Below are 17,184 nucleotides of genomic sequence, written 5' to 3' on the forward strand. Positions count from 1 at the left end.
GCACATCTGTTGGCTGTATCAACATTATTGCAACGCCCATACCAATCAGCCAATCGCATAAATATCAACCAAAATAAGAATAAAACCTTAATAACGATGCTCCAATCCAATCATCCAATAACGATAAATAAACAACCGCAACTCCCTATTGGTGATTTATAAACACCTAATCACTCATTCATCACTCAAACAGCACTCGCATACCAATTGCCTTAACACTTTCATTAATTATCATTGACCATAGATTTTCATTGATCCACATCCAAGTTACAGAAAAATCATCTTAAGCAGAAAATCATTAACAATTCAGGAGATAACATGCACATTAGAAAAACACTATTGACAATTCTGGTGGGAGTGGCAGCTTCCATTTCAATAGGCGCATTTGCACAAACCCTAACCTATCTGGAAAAACTGGATGGCACCCAACTGGCAAGTGTAGATGTGTCTATAGGCAAAGCTCGTACAGCGAATAACTTCAAGCGCCCCACCAAGTTACTGGAAGATGCGGCTATTGGTGGACGCACTGTTTTGCTGAGCTTACCTGATGCATTAGTTATTGAAGGCGGGATACCGATTATCGTGGATAATAAAATTATCGGTGCAATTGGTATAAGCGGTGCAGCTTCACAGCAAGATGGTCAGATTGCGGAAGCTGGTTTGGCGATTTTGAAAACCAAGTAAATATATAATCTCTGGTGAGTTGGATAATTACTCCAACTCACCACTAATGAGACAGCAGCAATCAGTGGTTATGGGTTAGTTTTTGGATTTCAATTAATGATTGGGCAACATTTTCAGCAGGTCTTAAACCGCCAATCGTTGCTGCCACTTTTCCATCCTGCCCAATAATAAAAGTAGTTCGATCAATAGAACCATGATTTACCGTAACACCACGAATGTCCTTTCTTCCTTTGGTTGCATCGTTGACTTTTAATCCATAGCTATTGGCAATTTTTCCGTCGGTATCCGACGCAACAGGGAACTTACTGGCGCAAAACTCAGGGTCTGCCGAAAACTCATTCAAGCGGCCAATATCATCCAGAGACACACCGACTATACTTGCGCCCGCTTTGGTAAATTTTTCATGATCCACAGCAAAAGCACGTGCCTGTATACTGCAGCCGCCACCAAAAGCCGTAGGGTAAAAATACACCACTACCGGTCCCTTTTTTAGAGATTCCTTTAGCGAATAATCAAAGGCCTTGCCGCCCAATGAAGCCTGGGTATTAAATTGCAATGCTGCTTCGCCAACATTTAATTGGGCTATGGCAGGTAATGCAAACAGGCTGGAAAAGAAAGTTCCTACTACTAACGCTTTCATATAATTTCCTTGGTCATATTGGACATTTATACACATTATTTTTTGTAAGTAATACGATAAATAACATTGGCATAATCATCTGATACTAACAGAGAGCCATCAGGTAATTGCAGCAAATCCACCGGCCTACCCCACACACTGTCATCGGCATTCAACCAACCTTCAGCAAATACCTTGTACTCCGGCTTTCCGCCTTTAACAGCGGTATTTACGGTCGCGAGTTTGTAACCTACTTTTTTACTGCGATTCCATGAGCCGTGTTGCGCGACAAAAATTTGGTTGCGGTATTCAGCAGGAAAAGCAGCGCCGGTATAAAAACGCATGCCCAACGCAGCTGAGTGCGCTTGGAATTTTACTTCTGGAGGTGTAAATTCTTTGCACTGGCGCTTGCTACCAAACTCAGGGTCGGTAATATCACCACCGTGACAATAGGGATAACCAAAATGCAAGCCTGCTTTCGGTGCGCGATTCAATTCCTCTGGCGGTATGTCATCACCCAAATGATCGCGACCGTTTTCGGTAAACCACAATTCGCCCGTTTGAGGATGCCAATCAAACCCAACCGTATTGCGAATACCGCGTGCAAAAATTTCCGGCTTTGATTCAGGTTTATCAACGTTGATGCGAGTAATGCTTGCGTAAGGATCACTAGGCTCACAAATATTACAAGGCGCTCCGATAGGAACGTACAACAAGCCGTCGGGACCAAAGCGAATAAATTTCCAGCCATGAGCACCATCACTTGGATACTGCGAGGTTACTACTACGGGTTTCGGTGGATTTTCTAACTGCGCTTCAATATTGTCGTAGCGCAAAATGCGATTGACCTCGGCAACGTATAAAGCTCCTTTACGGAAAGCCACCCCATTAGGACGATTCAAACCCGACGCAAGCGTGATGACTTTAAGCGCTTTGGTTCCATCATGTTTGATCGCAAATACCTTCCCTTCATTGCGCGTACTCACAAACAATGTTTGCGCATCGCCTAATACCAGCGAGCGCGCATTGGTTACGCCTTCGGCAAATATACTGATCTCAAAACCGGGAGGTAACTTTATGGATTCAATCGGAAGGGCTGCGTGACTATTGAATGCGAACAGCGAAAGAAATATTAGCAAGCACTTAATACGTTTTAGAATTGTCAACATCATAACGATTTCCTGAAGGAGAATACCCGGCGTTACAGCAATCTTTATGCCGTCCTAAAATAGGGAATTTTTAACCGAAATATTCTTTTTTAAGAAATAACTGTTCGTTTTAAAACGAATAATGTACAAAACCAAACACTTGTCATTGCAAGTGCCGATTTTAAAATCATTAAAAACCGCACAAACCTTTGCTTGCGCGGCTTTTATATTTCTCCTGCAATCTTTATTTAAATGCATCCCACACTGCAGTTGCTTTACCATTATTATCCATAGCACCAAGGGTATAACCTTTCCAACCCGGGCGCGCCGCCGGCTCCCAATAGAAAATCGCCAAACCTTTACTACCGGAAACCTGGCCGACTTTAGTGATCATATCCTTCACAATTGTTTGCGCTTGCGCATGATCCCAAGGCACACCAATTTCGGAAATCATTACCGGCACCGCATAGCGCGACACCATATCGTTGAGATTATTCAGGCAAGCAGTGTTTGCGTTTTGCCAGGTATAACCTGTGGCGTTGGTAGGATAAGAAGACGCCCCGATCACATCGAACTTTCCGCCGTTGGCTTTCAAACCATCGAATATCCAACGGAAATTGGCGTTATCGTGGCAATTGGCCAAATGCACCACCACTTTTGTGTTGGGATAAACAGATTTTGCAGCGTTGTAACCCGTCGTAGTGAGCCAGGCATAATTTTTCATATTGCTCGATGCCTTACCGTCATCCCATAACATGCCGTTGTTGGTTTCATTACCTACTTGCACCCAATCAACAGTAACACCGGCATCTTTCACTGCTTGTAAGGTGTAGATCGTGGAATTCCAGACAGCGTCCATCAACTGTTGGAAGGTGTAATTTTTCCAGGCCGCCGGTTTGGTTTGTTTGCCCGGATCGGCCCAGCTATCGCTGTAGTGGAAATCGATCATCACCTTCAAGCCCGCCGCGTTGGCGCGTTTGGCTTTTGCGACCACATCTTGTGTGCCGCTATACCAGCCGTCAGCGGGATTAACCCATACGCGCAAGCGCACCGCAGTCATGCCCTGCTCTTTCAGGATAGCGAGAATGTCTTTTTTCACTCCGCTACGGTTATAAAAACTGATGCCATTGGCCTCGATTTCAGACATCCAACTCACATCAGCCCCCTTGATAGGAGCGGCACTACTGGAAATGACGGGAAAAACAAAAACAGCGCCTACAAAGGCGGATATCGCCCATTTTGATAGATTCATGATGTTCACCATTATTGTTATGTAAGAGTTCTCACCTCTCTATTAACACCGGCGCTATATAACTACTACACCGGATCACCAGAAAGCGACAAGACAGACGGTTTGTGCAGCAAATTCGTCACACACCTTATTTATATTATAAATATTAATTTAAAGCAATGGTTCGAGGCGCCAGTCAGATTGGTAGTAAGGCCATGTGTGGACATAAGCTTATGCGTTTAATCGATTTCTATATCCGGATTTTTGTCGCTATGATCCAGCGACCTTTACTCACCATTTCAATAAAAATACGGCAATAACCCACTTAATAATTAACAGGAGCTTTACATGTCTGACCAATACACCTCTAGGGACCATTGGAAATTTGAAACGCAATCAGTTCACGCAGGTTACACACCCGATCCAACAACCAAATCAGTCGCTGTACCCATTTATCAAACTGTGGCTTATGCGTTCGATAGTGCACAACACGGCGCTGATTTATTTGATTTGAAAGTGGCGGGAAATATTTATACGCGGATTATGAATCCCACCAACGATGTGCTGGAAAAACGCATCGCCGCATTGGAAGGTGGAATCGCTGCGCTAGCATTGGCATCAGGTCAGGCTGCGGTCACTTATGCGATCCAGACAATTGCCGAGGCTGGAGACAATATCGTTTCTTCAACGGCGCTTTATGGCGGCACATATAATTTATTTGCGCACACGCTGCCGCAATATGGAATCACCACACGCTTTGCCGATCATTTACATCCTGACAGTTTTGAACCTTTAATTGATGAGCGTACCAAGGCGATTTTTGTGGAATCACTCGGCAACCCGCAAGGCAATGTTACGGACATTGCGCGTGTTGCCGAGATTGCGCATCGTCACGGTGTCCCGCTGATTGTTGATAACACCGTAGCAACACCGTATTTATTGCGCCCGATTGAACACGGTGCGGATATCGTTGTTCACTCGCTCACTAAATATCTCGGTGGCCATGGCACTACCGTTGGCGGCGCCATTGTGGACTCAGGAAAATTCCCCTGGGCACAACATAAAACGCGCTTTAAACGCTTGAATGAGCCAGATGTGAGTTACCACGGTGTGGTCTATACCGAAGCCTTGGGGCCTGCTGCTTACATTGGTCGCGCACGTGTTGTTCCGTTGCGCAATACCGGGGCCGCGCTTTCACCGTTCAATGCATTTTTGATTTTGCAGGGAATTGAAACTCTGGCACTAAGGCTTGATCGTATCAATGAAAATACCTTAAAAATCGCGCAGTATTTGCAAAAACATCCTAAAGTGAATTGGGTCAACTATGCGGGATTGCCCGATAATCCTTACCATGAACTCGCGCGCAAATATCTGGGCGGAAAAGCCTCCGGTTTATTAACTTTCGGTGTAAAGGCAGATGATGGCCGCGCGGCAGGTGCACGCTTTTTGGATACGCTGCAACTGTTTACCCGTCTCGTTAATATTGGCGATGCAAAATCACTCGCAACACATCCAGCCTCGACAACTCATCGACAACTATCACCGGAAGAATTGGCTAAATCCGGTATCAGCGAGGATACGGTGCGCCTATCTGTTGGCATTGAGCATATTGATGATTTATTGGCAGATCTGGAACAAGCACTCGCTGCACTATAACAATCACTTAAAATAGTTTTCGGCAATAAATAAGACGCGTTGCTATGTAATCAGCAACGCGCTTTTTTACTGTAAAAAATTTACAGTGGAAAATTTATTGCAGGGGAATTTCTTCTTTCAGTGCAGAACGGGAATTGGGCTTTGGTGGGTTATCTCCCGAACGATAGGTAAACACCATCGAAAATTTAGTTTTATCAGTAGTATTGCGCCCGGCCGCATGAAATAAATTGCTGTGAAACAATAGCAGGTCACCTTTGCGCAAAGGCACATCGATAACACATTTGAGTAAATTTTTATTTTTGGCAATGTCAGTTCGGAGGAATTGATTTGCATCCAACTGATCAGAATCTATATCCCATTGATGTGAGCCAGGCATAACACGTAAACAACCATTTTCCGGCAGTTCATCGCCTAACGCCAGCCATGCCGACACCAAATCGGCACGCTGGAAATTCCAATAGCGACTGTCGCGATGCCAACCCGTCACACTGGAGTAGGCTGGTTGTTTGGTCATAATGCAATTGTGATGGGCTTGGGATAAAAATACGTCCGCCCCAAGCAATTGATGCAAGATTCCCCTGAGCGGTTCTCCGATAGCCCAATTTAACAACATGGGATGGCGGGCAGACGCCATCAACAAACGCCTTGCTGTTGCACCACCCTCTGCTGCACGCGATAAAGGGGCACCGGGATATTGTGTATCTGCTTCAAATTCAATCGGCATGGCTTGCCGTTCCAATTCATTTTTGGCGAGCTCTACAACACTTGTGCAATATTCCGGTTGCGCAAATCCTGCCAGAACCAAATAGCCATTTTTTCTGAAGCTTTCAATGTGTGTAGATGTTAGTATCACAACAACCTGTCCGGAATTTTTGTCGACAAAATACACGATTATTACAGGCAAGTGAATCTGCGATATTAATGCTCAACAAGGATATGAGCATTAATTAATCAAAAAATATACAACCTCTTTACTTTTCACCATTCACGTCATAACACCCGTTTTTCTGGCCATTTTTTGTTATAGATCACTCTAAAAATGTTAAGCATTCCGCAATGCGGGATATCCGTTGCATACGTTAAGTTATGGTTAAGAAAAATCGTGTTTAAACTGTTTTCACGTAAGCAACAAGGCCTGTGGCCTGGGAGTAAAAGATGAACAAATCAATGATTATTGGCACTGTATTGGGAGTGGGTATCGCCACTACCGGCGGTGCGATTGCGAGCTACCAATTTTTAAAAGAACCCACTTATGCTGAGGTTGTGAGCACATCACCTATCACAAAAGAAACCAAAATCCCACATAAAGAATGCCGCGATGAAACTGTCGTTCGCCAAAAACCGGTGCAAGACACCAATCGCGTTGCAGGTAAAGTGATTGGTGCCACCCTGGGTGGTGTATTGGGCCATCAGGTTGGTAATGGTAACGGGAAAAAAGTAGCGACTGTTGCAGGCGCTGTTGCGGGTGGTTATGCCGGTGACCGTGTGCAAAATAATCTGCAGAAAGGTGACACTTACACAACCGTTGAACAACGCTGCAAAACGACTTATGAAACCCGTGAAGACATTACCGGTTACGACGTAACTTATCGATTAAACGGAAAAGAGTCCAAAGTAAAAATGTCCTATGATCCAGGTAACAAAATCCCATTGGAAAATGGTCAATTAGTTACCACGCCACCAGCGGATCGCGCGCAATAACGCAGTTTTTATTTAGCAGGGAATGTAAAGGGTGGTAAAGGAAAATACCACCCGTCTTAAAGCCACTTGCATGACAAACAAGCTAAATGATATGGTTGGGCAATGAATAGCTACCCCAATCCAATTTTTCTCAAAACCCCTCTCGCGCAGCAATGCAATTGCCTACGCGCCTTTGTGCTTTTTGGCGATTAAGTTTTTACTCTCTTAATCGCCGTGAAAATACGTTCCAACTAAATACTTCAACTCATTATTAACGGCAGTTAATCCTGACTGTCGAGTATTCTTTTATTTTTTGGAGAACAATATGTCCCGAACTAAAGCCGATTCGCTCATTATTTTAGAGACAGATTATCAACGCCTATTGCAATTAATTGAACAAAATGACACACCAGCAGCCGACCTGCTGGATACAGAAATCAGCCGCGCGGATATTGTCAAAGCCAGGGATTTCCCTAACGATGCTGTCACTATGGAATCGGTAGTGACTTTTATTGATCTGGATTCAAACGACGAGAAGACAATCAGCCTGGTTTATCCTGCGAATGCGAATGTCGATGAAATGAAAATATCCATTTTATCACCGGTAGGAAGTGCATTAATTGGCTTAAGAATTGGTGGGGAAATCGATTGGCCGGTACAAGGAAAGGTGCGTCGCTTGAAAGTAGTGACAGTAGTGCAACCTGAAAAACACCTGGTTAATTAAACCAGTTATCTATTCAGGGGTAGAGAGTCAGAAGTAGTGAGGACAATCGTGAATTATGGCCAAGGTGCCGGAGTGACGTTTACATATTGTGCGCCACCTTCTGACGGCTCAGGTTCGGTTTTCTGTGGGTTAATACCGTATGCCACCTTGCGAAAGTTTTCACGCACTTCGGCAAAATCTGCATCGCATAAAGGTGTATCTTTGTTAGGTGAATTTTCAATCACCCATGCGATAAGTTCATTGATTTTACCATTTACCGCCATGGCAAAACTCAATTTTTCCGATGCTTTAGGCATATGAATTACTCCCATCATTAATCACTCCCATAAGTCATTTACCTCACAAATAAATCATTCACTTCCAGAAAATGAATACGCATCAATTCCTGTCTCAATTTGCTACCAAACGTGCAGCCAAAAAACCTGCTATTGCCGCTACCGCAGTCACAACAGCGCCCCATACAATATCGACTGATGTAAGGGATATAGACCAATCCTTGAAGGTAGCCATATTAGTCAAATCGTAACTTGCATAGGCAATTAGCCCCACTAGCAACCCAAGGCTAACTGCAAGTATCCAACTCTGTTCGCGCAGAACAGGACTAATCGCAAAAACCACTAATCCAACCAAATACAAAAGATAAAAAATCACGGCAGGGATCATTTTTACTTGTATGGTCATAAGGTCACCCATCTGCATTTGATAAAAATCTTTTGCCACTACCGTTCGTTGACTAAATATACGCCAATACACAAAATACAATCAGTGCACCCGGATAAGCAGCAACACTACGAAATGCTCTCTTCCCTGATGACTTATCCATTAATATCCTAAAAATGGAACTTCACATGCTCACCTTTGGGCTTGAAATGATTACCGCTAATCTTTGCTTTGGCCATCGCAAAAAGTTGCAACATTTTATTGGTATCAGCATCCCAATATTCAGCAGAATACGTTGAGAATTTGATAAGTGATAAATGCGGATCATTAGGCCCTAACGGAAACCAGGCTTCGACCATTGGGTTCCATAATTGCCTGGCTTTATAAACATCTTTCACCAGCAACGCATCACCAGACATGCTTACATACATATTGTCGGATGGGCTGGAAAAACTGATATTGATTGCGGGCTGGCGATACAAATCTTCTGCGACCTGACTGTCATCAGAGGTAAAAAACCAGAGTGTGCCATCGTCATCAATTGCCTGATGAGTCATTGGGCGACTCAACAAATTATGGTCGGCACTCATCGTTGTCATCATACAAAACTGTATGGGATCAATTTTTTCGCGCAATCTGCTAATTGGGCTTTCAATGAGTTCAAACACTGGAAAATCCCCTATTTATATACAACTGGCATAAACAGCGCTTAATTCGTCCATTTCGCACCTTGGTGGTATCGACAATAGGCAAAATAAAATCCTGTCTCTGTGCGTTATTTAACTTTCAAGCGCAGTAAATAAACTTATTTCCGCATTCAGGACTTTGGAAACCGGACAACTTTTCTTTACTTCGTTGGCGATTTTTTCAAACTCCGCTTTATCAATGCCAGGCACCTTTGCATGTAGATCAAGATGTACTGCTGTAATAGTGAATTCCTTTCCTGATTGTTCCAGCGTCACTTCCGCATTGGTTTGTAATTGCTCAATGGTTAGTTTCATTTCTGTCAAGCGCGCTGCCAATGCCATAGTGAAACAGCCTGCATGCGCTGCACCAATCAACTCTTCAGGGTTAGTGCCCGGGCCATCTTCAAAGCGGGTATTGAAACCATATTGAGCGTTTGAAAGTACCTTACTCTGGGTAGAAATATGGCCTCTGCCCTCTTTTAAAGTACCGGTCCAGACTGCTGCTGCGGTGCGTAACATAATGAATTCTCCCGGTTATAAACTTAAATGCCAGCCACATTCTGAGCTGGTTTCGTTAGTGGTAACCATCGCAATTGCGGTCAAAAATGTCTGTGCGGTAACTAACGCGAATGAGCCCATCATTGATTCCAACTGCCATCACACGAGCCAATACAGAATTAATGGAAGCACGGCTCGATTACTGTATTAACATACAGTATAATTGCATATCCCTGATCATTATCACGAATGGGCGTCAGAGGATTTGCACTACTCGCACTAGCACAACTGAGAGGAGTCTTATTTTAATGTCCAACACGTCCAACATATGACCCGAACATCCGGATTTGCCCTGTAATGAACCAATCTCCAGTCAGTACGCCCGATCTCGCAGCAGATTATTACCTCAGCAATTTCCACTTTTTGGTGAGCTGGGTGTTGCAACGCTACGAAGATTTACTCAGCACCGATGAATGCCATTTTCTGACGTGTTTCCAACAACTGCCACATGCCAGCCAATGCTTATTGGTACGTTTATCCAGCCGCAAAGGCCTATTGTTTCGCCGCGATAAATTGCACTATGCCGAGATAGATTCCATCGAACTGGCAGCGTCAGAACTGATTGCAGTTGGCATGCTAAGCAATAACAAATTACTCAGCATTCATGAAGTGGCCAATGCACTTACCAAAACCGAGTTGCTCAGTGTTTTTGGTGAGTATTTGCCGGGTGCCAAACAGGCACGCAAAGAAGAATTGATTACCCAACTGACTGGGTTATTCCCGGAATCCAAGACTTGGGCTGATTGGACGAGCAATCAATTCGGAGACATTTACCACCTGGATAACCAATCAATTATCAATAACTTGTTGCTGTTATTTTTTGGCAATGCCTATCAAAACCTAACCGAATTCGTATTGCAGGATCTAGGGCTATACCGCTATGAAAATTACACTATTGATCACCAGCACCGTATTTTTAAAGATCGCGCAGAATTGGAGCAATACCAACAATTAATTCAATTGCGCGATGAACTGCAACTCGCCACAGAAATAGAACATTTAACCAGCATTGCCAATCATATTCCCGCGCCGTTGAATCATGCAGGATTGCAGCGGCGTCGGGCGCGTTTGTGTAATCAATTAGCTTATGAATTGGAGCGCACTAACGAACATACACTTGCACTACAACTCTATTGCCAGAGCCATTTGCCGCCCGCGCGCGAACGCCGAATCCGCTTACTGGAAAAACAGGGCGATATTACCGACGCATGGCAGCTGCTTGATGAAATCCTGACTTCACCTTGCGATGAACATGAACTGCAAGTTGCCCAGCGCATGGCGCCGCGCCTTGCTAAAAAAGTGGGTGAAGCTATTATCAAGCGAGCTCCCTCACCGGTTATCGTGCAACAATTAATCCTGCCACAGTCAGTCGATGAAAATAACAATATCCTGCGTGTTGAGGAAGCAGTGAAGCAATTCGCCCACATTGATGAATCGCCCTGCTTTTATGTCGAGAATTTATTGCTGACCGGTTTGTTTGGTTTGTGGTTGTGGCCGGAAATGTTTCGCGGCATTGATGGCGCATTTGCCAATCCGTTTCAGGCAGCGCCGTTGGATTTGTATCAGGAAAATTTTGTTAGCAATCGCCCCGGCATCCAGCAACTGTGGCAATTACTGGATGACAACCAACACCATGATCATATCCGCGAATTCTGGTGCAATAAAAACGGCGTGACTAATCATTTGGTGAACTGGCAATTTTTAGAACAGGGACTGCTTGATCTCGCCCTCCAGACAATTCCGGCAGCGCATTTAAAAGCCATTTTTAAGCGATTGCTATTTGATATTAAAAGCAACCGCAGTGGCCTGCCCGATTTAATCCAGTTTTATCCTGCCAGTACTTCACCTACTACCAGTAGCTATCGCATGATTGAAGTCAAAGGACCGGGCGACCGCATTCAGGACAACCAGCAGCGCTGGCTGGATTATTTTGCCGCAAACGCAATTCCCGCCGAGGTTTGGTATGTTAACTGGCAATAAACCCAGAGCGGTTGCGGTAAAAACATTGGTCGAGTTTGCAGCCAAAAGCGGCAGCCTTGACCGCCGATTTACGCCCTCACCTACCGGACGAGAAGGTATTGAAGGCCATCAACGAGTGGCGAGCAACCGCTCATCCAATTATCAAACCGAAGTGGGCCTGAGTATCACTTACGGTGATATCACTTTTCGCGGCCGCGCCGATGGTTATGCACCCAACGATCATTGCATCGAAGAAATCAAAACATTTTATGGCGATGCAGGACGCATTCCGGAAAACCATCAAGTGTTGCATTGGGCACAAGCCAAATGTTATGGCTGGATGTATTGCGAAACCCACGGCTGCGACGAAATTAATATCGCGCTCATTTATTTCAATTTAACTGATGAAGAAGAATACCGCCTGGAAGAAAACTGGAGCGCAGCGGCGTTAAGGGAATATTGCGAAAGCCTCGCGGAAAAATATTGTCAGTGGCAGGCACAGATTAACCAGCGCCTGGAACGGCTCAACACCTGGATCGAACAGCTGCAATTTCCCTATGGCAACATGCACAGCCCACAACGGGTAATGGCCGAAGCAGTTTATAAAGCCGCTGCAACAGGACGAGTGGTATTAGCAGAAGCGCCCACCGGTACTGGCAAAACCCTGGCCGGATTATTTCCAGCCATTAAATCCATGACCCGCACACCGGTCGATAAAATTTTTTATCTCACCGCCAAAACGACCGGCAAACAATTGGCGCTGGAAAATATCCATTTGATTACCAGTGATAAAACTGGCTCAACCACCCCACTGCGCACGTTGGAATTAACCGCGCAAGAAAAAGCATGCCTCGAACCCGACAAAAAATGCATGGGTAACACCTGCTCTTATGCCTTTGATTTTTACACCAAACTGGACACTGCGCGCCAGGCTGCTTATGCAACACCCGTATTGGATAAACAAGCGCTCACTGCACTCGCTTACGAATTTGAAATCTGCCCGTTTTATCTCAGTATGGAAATGAGCCGTTGGGTCGATATAGTGGTTGCTGATGTCAATTATTATTTTGACGGAACACCGCTGTTATTGGGGCTTACTAGCGAGTTCGATTGGAAACCTTATTTACTGGTAGATGAAAGCCACAACCTGATTGATCGCGCACGCGGTATGTATTCGGCTGAGTTAAACCGGGGCGACTTGATCAGCGCAAAAAAACAATCGCCCGCCCCGATTAAAAAGGCATTGGATAAAATCAATAAACTCTGGCTTTCGCTGTTAAAACTGCTGCCGGAAAGTCCGGATCAATTTCTCCTGCTGCCAGTATTACCTGAAAAACTGGGCATAGCATTAACTGAGTTTACCAATACCTATGTTGAGTTCCTGCAAAAAAATCCGGACCATGCGGTGCAGGAAACTATTGCACAAGAATTTTTCTTTGCCGCCTTAAACTATCAAAAAGTAATGGAAGTATTTGATGAAGATTTTTGTATTGATATGCAAGGGATGGGCACCAAAGAAGAGTTGCTGACGTTGCGCAACCTGATACCTGCAACACCGCTGGCTGCGCGTTTGAGTTTCGCCCACTGCGCCTGTTACTTTTCGGCCACACTGCATCCAGCCCATTATTATCAATCGCTGCTGGGTTTACCTGAGGATACTGTTCACATCAATGTACCTTCACCGTTCAAACCCGAACAATTGCACGTCAGGATCGCAATGGATTTGTCTACTCGCTACAAAGATCGCAGCGCCGCCATAGAACCTATCTGCCATCTTATCGAAGAGCAAATTTTCACCCAACCAGGCAACGCTTTGGTGTTTTTTTCCAGCTATGAATTTTTGCAAAAAGTGGAATCCGCTATTCGTCCACGATTGATCAACAGTGATATTCAATTGATAGTGCAATCGCGGCGTATGAGCGAAGAAGATCGGCAGGAATTTATCGAGCAATTTAGCCAGCATAATAATGTATTGGGATTGGCCGTATTGGGCGGTGCATTCAGCGAGGGAGTCGATTTGTCGGGCGATGCATTAAAAGGGGTTTTTATTGCAACCCTGGGATTGCCGCAAGTGAATCCGGTGAGTGAACATTTGCGCGCAGTGATGCAAGGTAAATTCGCGCAAGGATATGATTTTACTTACACCTATCCGGGAATTCAGAAAGTCATCCAAGCAGCGGGACGCGTGATTCGCACCACAGCGGATAAAGGTTATTTGTGGTTGCTAGATCAACGTTTCCAACAACCACAGGTTGTGTCCTTGCTACCGGACTGGTGGTGTGTTGAGCAAAGCCATGCCAATAATTGCTCAGGTGGCGATAACACTAGCCCCCTCCTGCTTCCGTAATAAGTGCACGGCAATCTGCATGCTTCGCATCACCCGTTTCGATAAATGCCAGGATTGCGGCAAAAGGTGTTAAAAAAGTGCCCAGCGCTATCGCAGCAGCACCACGTGTAGCCACCTTTTTTGCATCAAGCCCGATACTGGGCGATTTCAAATCACCCGATAAAGTAATAGGAATACGTGCCGAGAGGATGCTGTTATCTTTAGGCTTGGCATCGAGTCGCGCATTGATTTTTTCGCGTTTTAAATCCACACCCACTTTGCCGACCAGGAGTGAATCGTTGGTATCCAACACTACTGTTTTTGAATTCAACATCCCGTCTTTCACATCAAAATCGATCACGCCGCAACGAATCGTAGTGGATTTATCTTTACCTAAAAATAATGGTAATGCTTGTCCGATATCTATATCAGACGCTTCTATTAATAACTGACTTATTTGTCCACCCGCCATGATAATCGCCATATCGCCGTTACTGGTGCCAAGCACATCGGCGAGTGACGCCCCCGTACCTTTAAGGGCAATCTTGCCACCAAACAATCCTTTGGTTGTACTTTCAAAGCGGGTATTGGCAAAAAATTGTGTAAGACTGAGCTTGTGCATTGTCAAATCAACATTCATAGGCGGTACATCTGTACGTGCATCAACCTCAATTTTCCCTTCCACCGTGCCGTCGGCCAACACAACTTTAAAAGGATTTAATTTCAGTAAGCCCTCTTTCAAATCGAATCGGACTTCCATTCCTTTAAAGGGTAAATTAGGTGCATTAATTTCTTTGGCGATCAGTGTTACATCCAAATCCGTCGCACGCAAACGCTCAACTTTCAGCGGCACATCAGGAATTAATTTTGGACTGGCTTTTTTCTTTGCTGATTCTTCTTTCTGCTCGGGTGTGGCATTTTCAACATCCGGGGATAAACCGATAAACCCACCCAGATCCTCACTGTTAAGTATATTGGAAAATAAATTTGCTTTAAGAAAGCCACGCTTGCCACCAACATCGTAAGACAAGCTGCCCGACAAATCGCTACCGCCGACTTTACCGCTGAATTTTTGATAGCCCCACACATCACCATCTTTAGTCAATTGACCTTCAAGTGTATACGGCGGTGTTGGCGGCAAAGGAATTGCGGTGAGGTAAAAAATATCGGCAAGATTATCGCCAACAATTTTTAAACTGGCATCGGCGCCGCTGAATTTAAGCGGATCGTTGAAAGTTCCACGCACAATGACTTGGGTATCGCCCATGATAAGCTTGAATTGCAGCGGAAAATCAGCAGTAGAATCGCGCAGGGTTTCGAGTGATCCACCGGAAGCATCCAGCGAGAATTTTTTACCTTGCAAAGTACCGTCACCTTTTACGGTAAACCCGTTCTCCCGATTTTTCCCTTCCTGCTTTTCACCACCGCTACCGCTGACTGAATTGAGTTTTAAATTCAGGTTTATTTGCTTGGGCGCATCGCGATAAATAAATTGCCCGTCGTTTAATTCAAGCCTTTCAACCAACGGGATATTGTGCCGGTCATCGGGAGTAACCGTTTCTTCAACTGCATTTGCCGAAGAAAACATCGGGAAACTCCAATTGTTATCGTCCAGTGATTTCCGCTCAAGCACAATCACTGGTTTGCTAATAGTGATAACACCGAACTCCAATTGCCCTATCAATAGTTTTAGTGGTTTGAAGGTCAGGTCCAGAGATTCTATCGTCACCATATTCGGTTCTTTGTATCCGGGAGCATTACCCAACCGGATTTTTTCCGCGCGGAGTTCCGTGAAGCCCCAATGCCAATCTATTTTGAGCGGCCCTTCAATACGCAACTCGCGTCCCAGGGATTTACTGCCCTTGTCCTCGACCAGCATACGCACCAGTGTTTCAGAAAAAATAATCACCCCGGCTACAGCGATCAACAGTAACAGCACTAAAACGCCGATGGTGGAAGCTATCTTATGTTGGCGGACACGTTCAAAAGTCATAGGAATATCCATCGCAATTGGTTCATCCTTGAGCCTAATGGACATATCAATCGTCTTCTGTTCCCTGCCACACCAAAGCATACCTTACTCTTCCTTACCCCTTTTACACCTTGAACGCTTCACTCTTGTCCCCATTAACCTCATTATTGGCGCCAGTGCCTCCCTCGTATACTGCTTTTGCCGAGTATCAATCATGCTGAACAATATCCCTTTCTCCCTACTTGAACTTGCCTCCATCCGCGAACATTCCACCATCCATGAAACCCTGCAAAACTCGCTGTGCTACGCGCAGGCCGCTGAAACACTGGGGTTTCATCGTTTCTGGCTGGCAGAGCATCACAACATGGAAGGAATCGCCAGTTCGGCAACAGCGGTGTTGATTGGCTATATCGCCGGCGGCACCAAAACATTGCGGGTGGGCTCGGGGGGCATCATGTTGCCCAACCATCCACCGCTGGTGATTGCCGAACAATTCGGGACACTCGCCTGTTTGTATCCGGGTCGAATCGATTTGGGACTTGGCCGCGCACCGGGTACTGACCCGATTACCAGCCGCGCGTTGCGGCGCGATCACACTGCTGCCGATGAATTCCCGACCGAGGTCAATTTGTTGCAGCAATTACTGGCCCCGCTCAAACAAGGCCAGCGCCTGAAAGCAATTCCGGGAGCGGGAACACAAGTGCCCATCTGGTTGCTGGGTTCCAGCTTATTCAGCGCACAGCTCGCGGCAAAACGCGGCCTGCCCTATGCCTTCGCCGGTCATTTTGCACCGCGCCTGATGCGCGAGGCGCTACGCATTTACAAAACCCAGTTTGTGCCCTCTGAAACGCTTGAAAAGCCCTACGCGATGTTGGGCATGCCGGTGATTGTTGCGGATTCCGAAACTGAAGCAAAACATCTGGCGACTACCAGCCACCAACGTATTCTCGCGTTGCTGCGCGGCAATCCCCTGTGGTTGAAACCGCCGATTGAATCGATGGAAGGCTTGTGGAATATCGAAGAAGAATTGCACGTACGGGAGTTTCTATCCCTCGCCGCCGTCGGTAATCCCGCGCAAGTAAAAGCGAAACTGGAAAACCTCGCCGAAGAACTCGGCATTGACGAGTTTATGTTTACGATTGATGTTTACGATCCGCAAAAACGCTTGCGCGCACTGGAGTTGTTGGCAGCCATGAAAGTAAATTGATCTATTTGATAGGTAGATATTCCCGCAAGATTATCAATTCTAATAACAGATTAAATAAACTCGATTTTTAAAGT

General features: G+C 45.4%; 16 protein-coding genes. 7 read left to right on the forward strand and 9 right to left on the reverse strand.

The window, feature by feature from the left end; translation table 11 throughout:
- Positions 1–318: 318 nt before the first annotated feature.
- Positions 319–684 carry a GlcG/HbpS family heme-binding protein gene (locus AC1RJL_RS18590; protein WP_492916804.1) on the forward strand — a complete coding sequence of 122 codons (366 nt, stop codon included), beginning with the start codon at positions 319–321 and terminating at the stop codon, positions 682–684.
- 61 nt (positions 685–745) lie between these two features.
- Here the strand turns inward: AC1RJL_RS18590 and AC1RJL_RS18595 are convergent, their stop codons facing one another.
- The 3 genes from AC1RJL_RS18595 to AC1RJL_RS18605 all read right to left on the reverse strand — a co-directional run bounded on the left by AC1RJL_RS18595 (position 746) and on the right by AC1RJL_RS18605 (position 3,703).
- Positions 746–1,324, reverse strand: coding sequence for a peroxiredoxin (locus AC1RJL_RS18595; RefSeq protein ID WP_492916806.1), 579 nt, complete (start codon positions 1,322–1,324; stop codon positions 746–748).
- A gap of 35 nt (positions 1,325–1,359) precedes the next feature.
- On the reverse strand, positions 1,360–2,475 hold the full coding sequence (locus AC1RJL_RS18600) for a PQQ-dependent sugar dehydrogenase (RefSeq protein WP_492916808.1): 1,116 nt from the start codon (positions 2,473–2,475) through the stop codon (positions 1,360–1,362).
- Positions 2,476–2,695: 220 nt separating this feature from the next.
- Positions 2,696–3,703, reverse strand: coding sequence for a glycoside hydrolase family 53 protein (locus tag AC1RJL_RS18605; RefSeq protein ID WP_492916810.1), 1,008 nt, complete (start codon positions 3,701–3,703; stop codon positions 2,696–2,698).
- Between the two features lie 327 nt (positions 3,704–4,030).
- Here AC1RJL_RS18605 and AC1RJL_RS18610 point away from each other — a divergent pair, with 327 nt between their 5' ends.
- Positions 4,031–5,338, forward strand: coding sequence for an O-acetylhomoserine aminocarboxypropyltransferase/cysteine synthase family protein (locus AC1RJL_RS18610; protein ID WP_492916812.1), 1,308 nt, complete (start codon positions 4,031–4,033; stop codon positions 5,336–5,338).
- A gap of 94 nt (positions 5,339–5,432) precedes the next feature.
- Here AC1RJL_RS18610 and AC1RJL_RS18615 read toward each other — a convergent pair whose 3' ends face one another.
- The gene (locus AC1RJL_RS18615) at positions 5,433–6,191 is read right to left on the reverse strand and encodes a phytanoyl-CoA dioxygenase family protein (RefSeq protein ID WP_492916814.1); all 759 of its coding nucleotides are present in this window, start codon (positions 6,189–6,191) and stop codon (positions 5,433–5,435) included.
- 302 nt (positions 6,192–6,493) lie between these two features.
- Here AC1RJL_RS18615 and AC1RJL_RS18620 point away from each other — a divergent pair, with 302 nt between their 5' ends.
- On the forward strand, positions 6,494–7,039 hold the full coding sequence (locus tag AC1RJL_RS18620; protein WP_492916816.1) for a glycine zipper 2TM domain-containing protein: 546 nt from the start codon (positions 6,494–6,496) through the stop codon (positions 7,037–7,039).
- A 304-nt stretch (positions 7,040–7,343) separates the two neighbouring features.
- Positions 7,344–7,742, forward strand: coding sequence for a nucleoside diphosphate kinase regulator (rnk, locus tag AC1RJL_RS18625; protein ID WP_492916818.1), 399 nt, complete (start codon positions 7,344–7,346; stop codon positions 7,740–7,742).
- A 53-nt stretch (positions 7,743–7,795) separates the two neighbouring features.
- On the opposite strand, the gene AC1RJL_RS18630 is transcribed toward rnk, so the two are convergent.
- The 4 genes from AC1RJL_RS18630 to AC1RJL_RS18645 all read right to left on the reverse strand — a co-directional run bounded on the left by AC1RJL_RS18630 (position 7,796) and on the right by AC1RJL_RS18645 (position 9,607).
- A complete protein-coding gene (locus tag AC1RJL_RS18630; RefSeq protein WP_492916820.1) occupies positions 7,796–8,056 on the reverse strand; it encodes a hypothetical protein in 261 nt (86 codons plus the stop codon).
- Positions 8,057–8,132: 76 nt separating this feature from the next.
- Entirely contained in the window at positions 8,133–8,462 is a 330-nt protein-coding gene (locus tag AC1RJL_RS18635; RefSeq protein ID WP_492916822.1) for a DUF2177 family protein, read from the reverse strand.
- Positions 8,463–8,572: 110 nt separating this feature from the next.
- On the reverse strand, positions 8,573–9,070 hold the full coding sequence (locus AC1RJL_RS18640) for a pyridoxamine 5'-phosphate oxidase family protein (protein WP_492916824.1): 498 nt from the start codon (positions 9,068–9,070) through the stop codon (positions 8,573–8,575).
- Positions 9,071–9,181: 111 nt separating this feature from the next.
- Positions 9,182–9,607 (reverse strand): OsmC family protein, encoded by a 426-nt coding sequence (locus AC1RJL_RS18645; RefSeq protein WP_492916826.1) that lies wholly within the window; start codon positions 9,605–9,607, stop codon positions 9,182–9,184.
- A gap of 336 nt (positions 9,608–9,943) precedes the next feature.
- Here AC1RJL_RS18645 and AC1RJL_RS18650 point away from each other — a divergent pair, with 336 nt between their 5' ends.
- Together AC1RJL_RS18650 and AC1RJL_RS18655 are read left to right on the forward strand one after the other, a co-directional pair.
- Positions 9,944–11,626 (forward strand): VRR-NUC domain-containing protein, encoded by a 1,683-nt coding sequence (locus tag AC1RJL_RS18650; protein WP_492916828.1) that lies wholly within the window; start codon positions 9,944–9,946, stop codon positions 11,624–11,626.
- Entirely contained in the window at positions 11,610–13,952 is a 2,343-nt protein-coding gene (locus AC1RJL_RS18655) for an ATP-dependent DNA helicase (protein ID WP_492916830.1), read from the forward strand. Before AC1RJL_RS18650 ends, AC1RJL_RS18655 begins: the two co-directional genes overlap by 17 nt.
- Here AC1RJL_RS18655 and AC1RJL_RS18660 read toward each other — a convergent pair.
- Positions 13,930–15,924 (reverse strand): AsmA family protein, encoded by a 1,995-nt coding sequence (locus AC1RJL_RS18660; RefSeq protein ID WP_492916832.1) that lies wholly within the window; start codon positions 15,922–15,924, stop codon positions 13,930–13,932. The two genes, AC1RJL_RS18655 and AC1RJL_RS18660, sit on opposite strands and share 23 nt — an antisense overlap.
- 193 nt (positions 15,925–16,117) lie before the next feature.
- Here AC1RJL_RS18660 and AC1RJL_RS18665 point away from each other — a divergent pair, with 193 nt between their 5' ends.
- Positions 16,118–17,110: an LLM class flavin-dependent oxidoreductase gene (locus AC1RJL_RS18665; RefSeq protein ID WP_492916834.1), complete on the forward strand. Its 993-nt coding sequence runs from the start codon at positions 16,118–16,120 to the stop codon at positions 17,108–17,110.
- The last annotated feature ends 74 nt before the right edge of the window (positions 17,111–17,184 follow it).

The organism is Cellvibrio sp. GW822-FHT04B05 (assembly GCF_058800985.1).

Coding starts and splice junctions, on each gene's coding strand:
- AC1RJL_RS18590 (WP_492916804.1), top strand. CDS start 319: ATGCACATTAGAAAAACACTATTGACAATTCTGGTGGGAGTGGCAGCT.
- AC1RJL_RS18595 (WP_492916806.1), bottom strand. CDS start 1,324: ATGAAAGCGTTAGTAGTAGGAACTTTCTTTTCCAGCCTGTTTGCATTA.
- AC1RJL_RS18600 (WP_492916808.1), bottom strand. CDS start 2,475: ATGATGTTGACAATTCTAAAACGTATTAAGTGCTTGCTAATATTTCTT.
- AC1RJL_RS18605 (WP_492916810.1), bottom strand. CDS start 3,703: ATGAATCTATCAAAATGGGCGATATCCGCCTTTGTAGGCGCTGTTTTT.
- AC1RJL_RS18610 (WP_492916812.1), top strand. CDS start 4,031: ATGTCTGACCAATACACCTCTAGGGACCATTGGAAATTTGAAACGCAA.
- AC1RJL_RS18620 (WP_492916816.1), top strand. CDS start 6,494: ATGAACAAATCAATGATTATTGGCACTGTATTGGGAGTGGGTATCGCC.
- rnk (WP_492916818.1), top strand. CDS start 7,344: ATGTCCCGAACTAAAGCCGATTCGCTCATTATTTTAGAGACAGATTAT.
- AC1RJL_RS18630 (WP_492916820.1), bottom strand. CDS start 8,056: ATGATGGGAGTAATTCATATGCCTAAAGCATCGGAAAAATTGAGTTTT.
- AC1RJL_RS18645 (WP_492916826.1), bottom strand. CDS start 9,607: ATGTTACGCACCGCAGCAGCAGTCTGGACCGGTACTTTAAAAGAGGGC.
- AC1RJL_RS18650 (WP_492916828.1), top strand. CDS start 9,944: ATGAACCAATCTCCAGTCAGTACGCCCGATCTCGCAGCAGATTATTAC.
- AC1RJL_RS18655 (WP_492916830.1), top strand. CDS start 11,610: ATGTTAACTGGCAATAAACCCAGAGCGGTTGCGGTAAAAACATTGGTC.
- AC1RJL_RS18660 (WP_492916832.1), bottom strand. CDS start 15,924: ATGACTTTTGAACGTGTCCGCCAACATAAGATAGCTTCCACCATCGGC.
- AC1RJL_RS18665 (WP_492916834.1), top strand. CDS start 16,118: ATGCTGAACAATATCCCTTTCTCCCTACTTGAACTTGCCTCCATCCGC.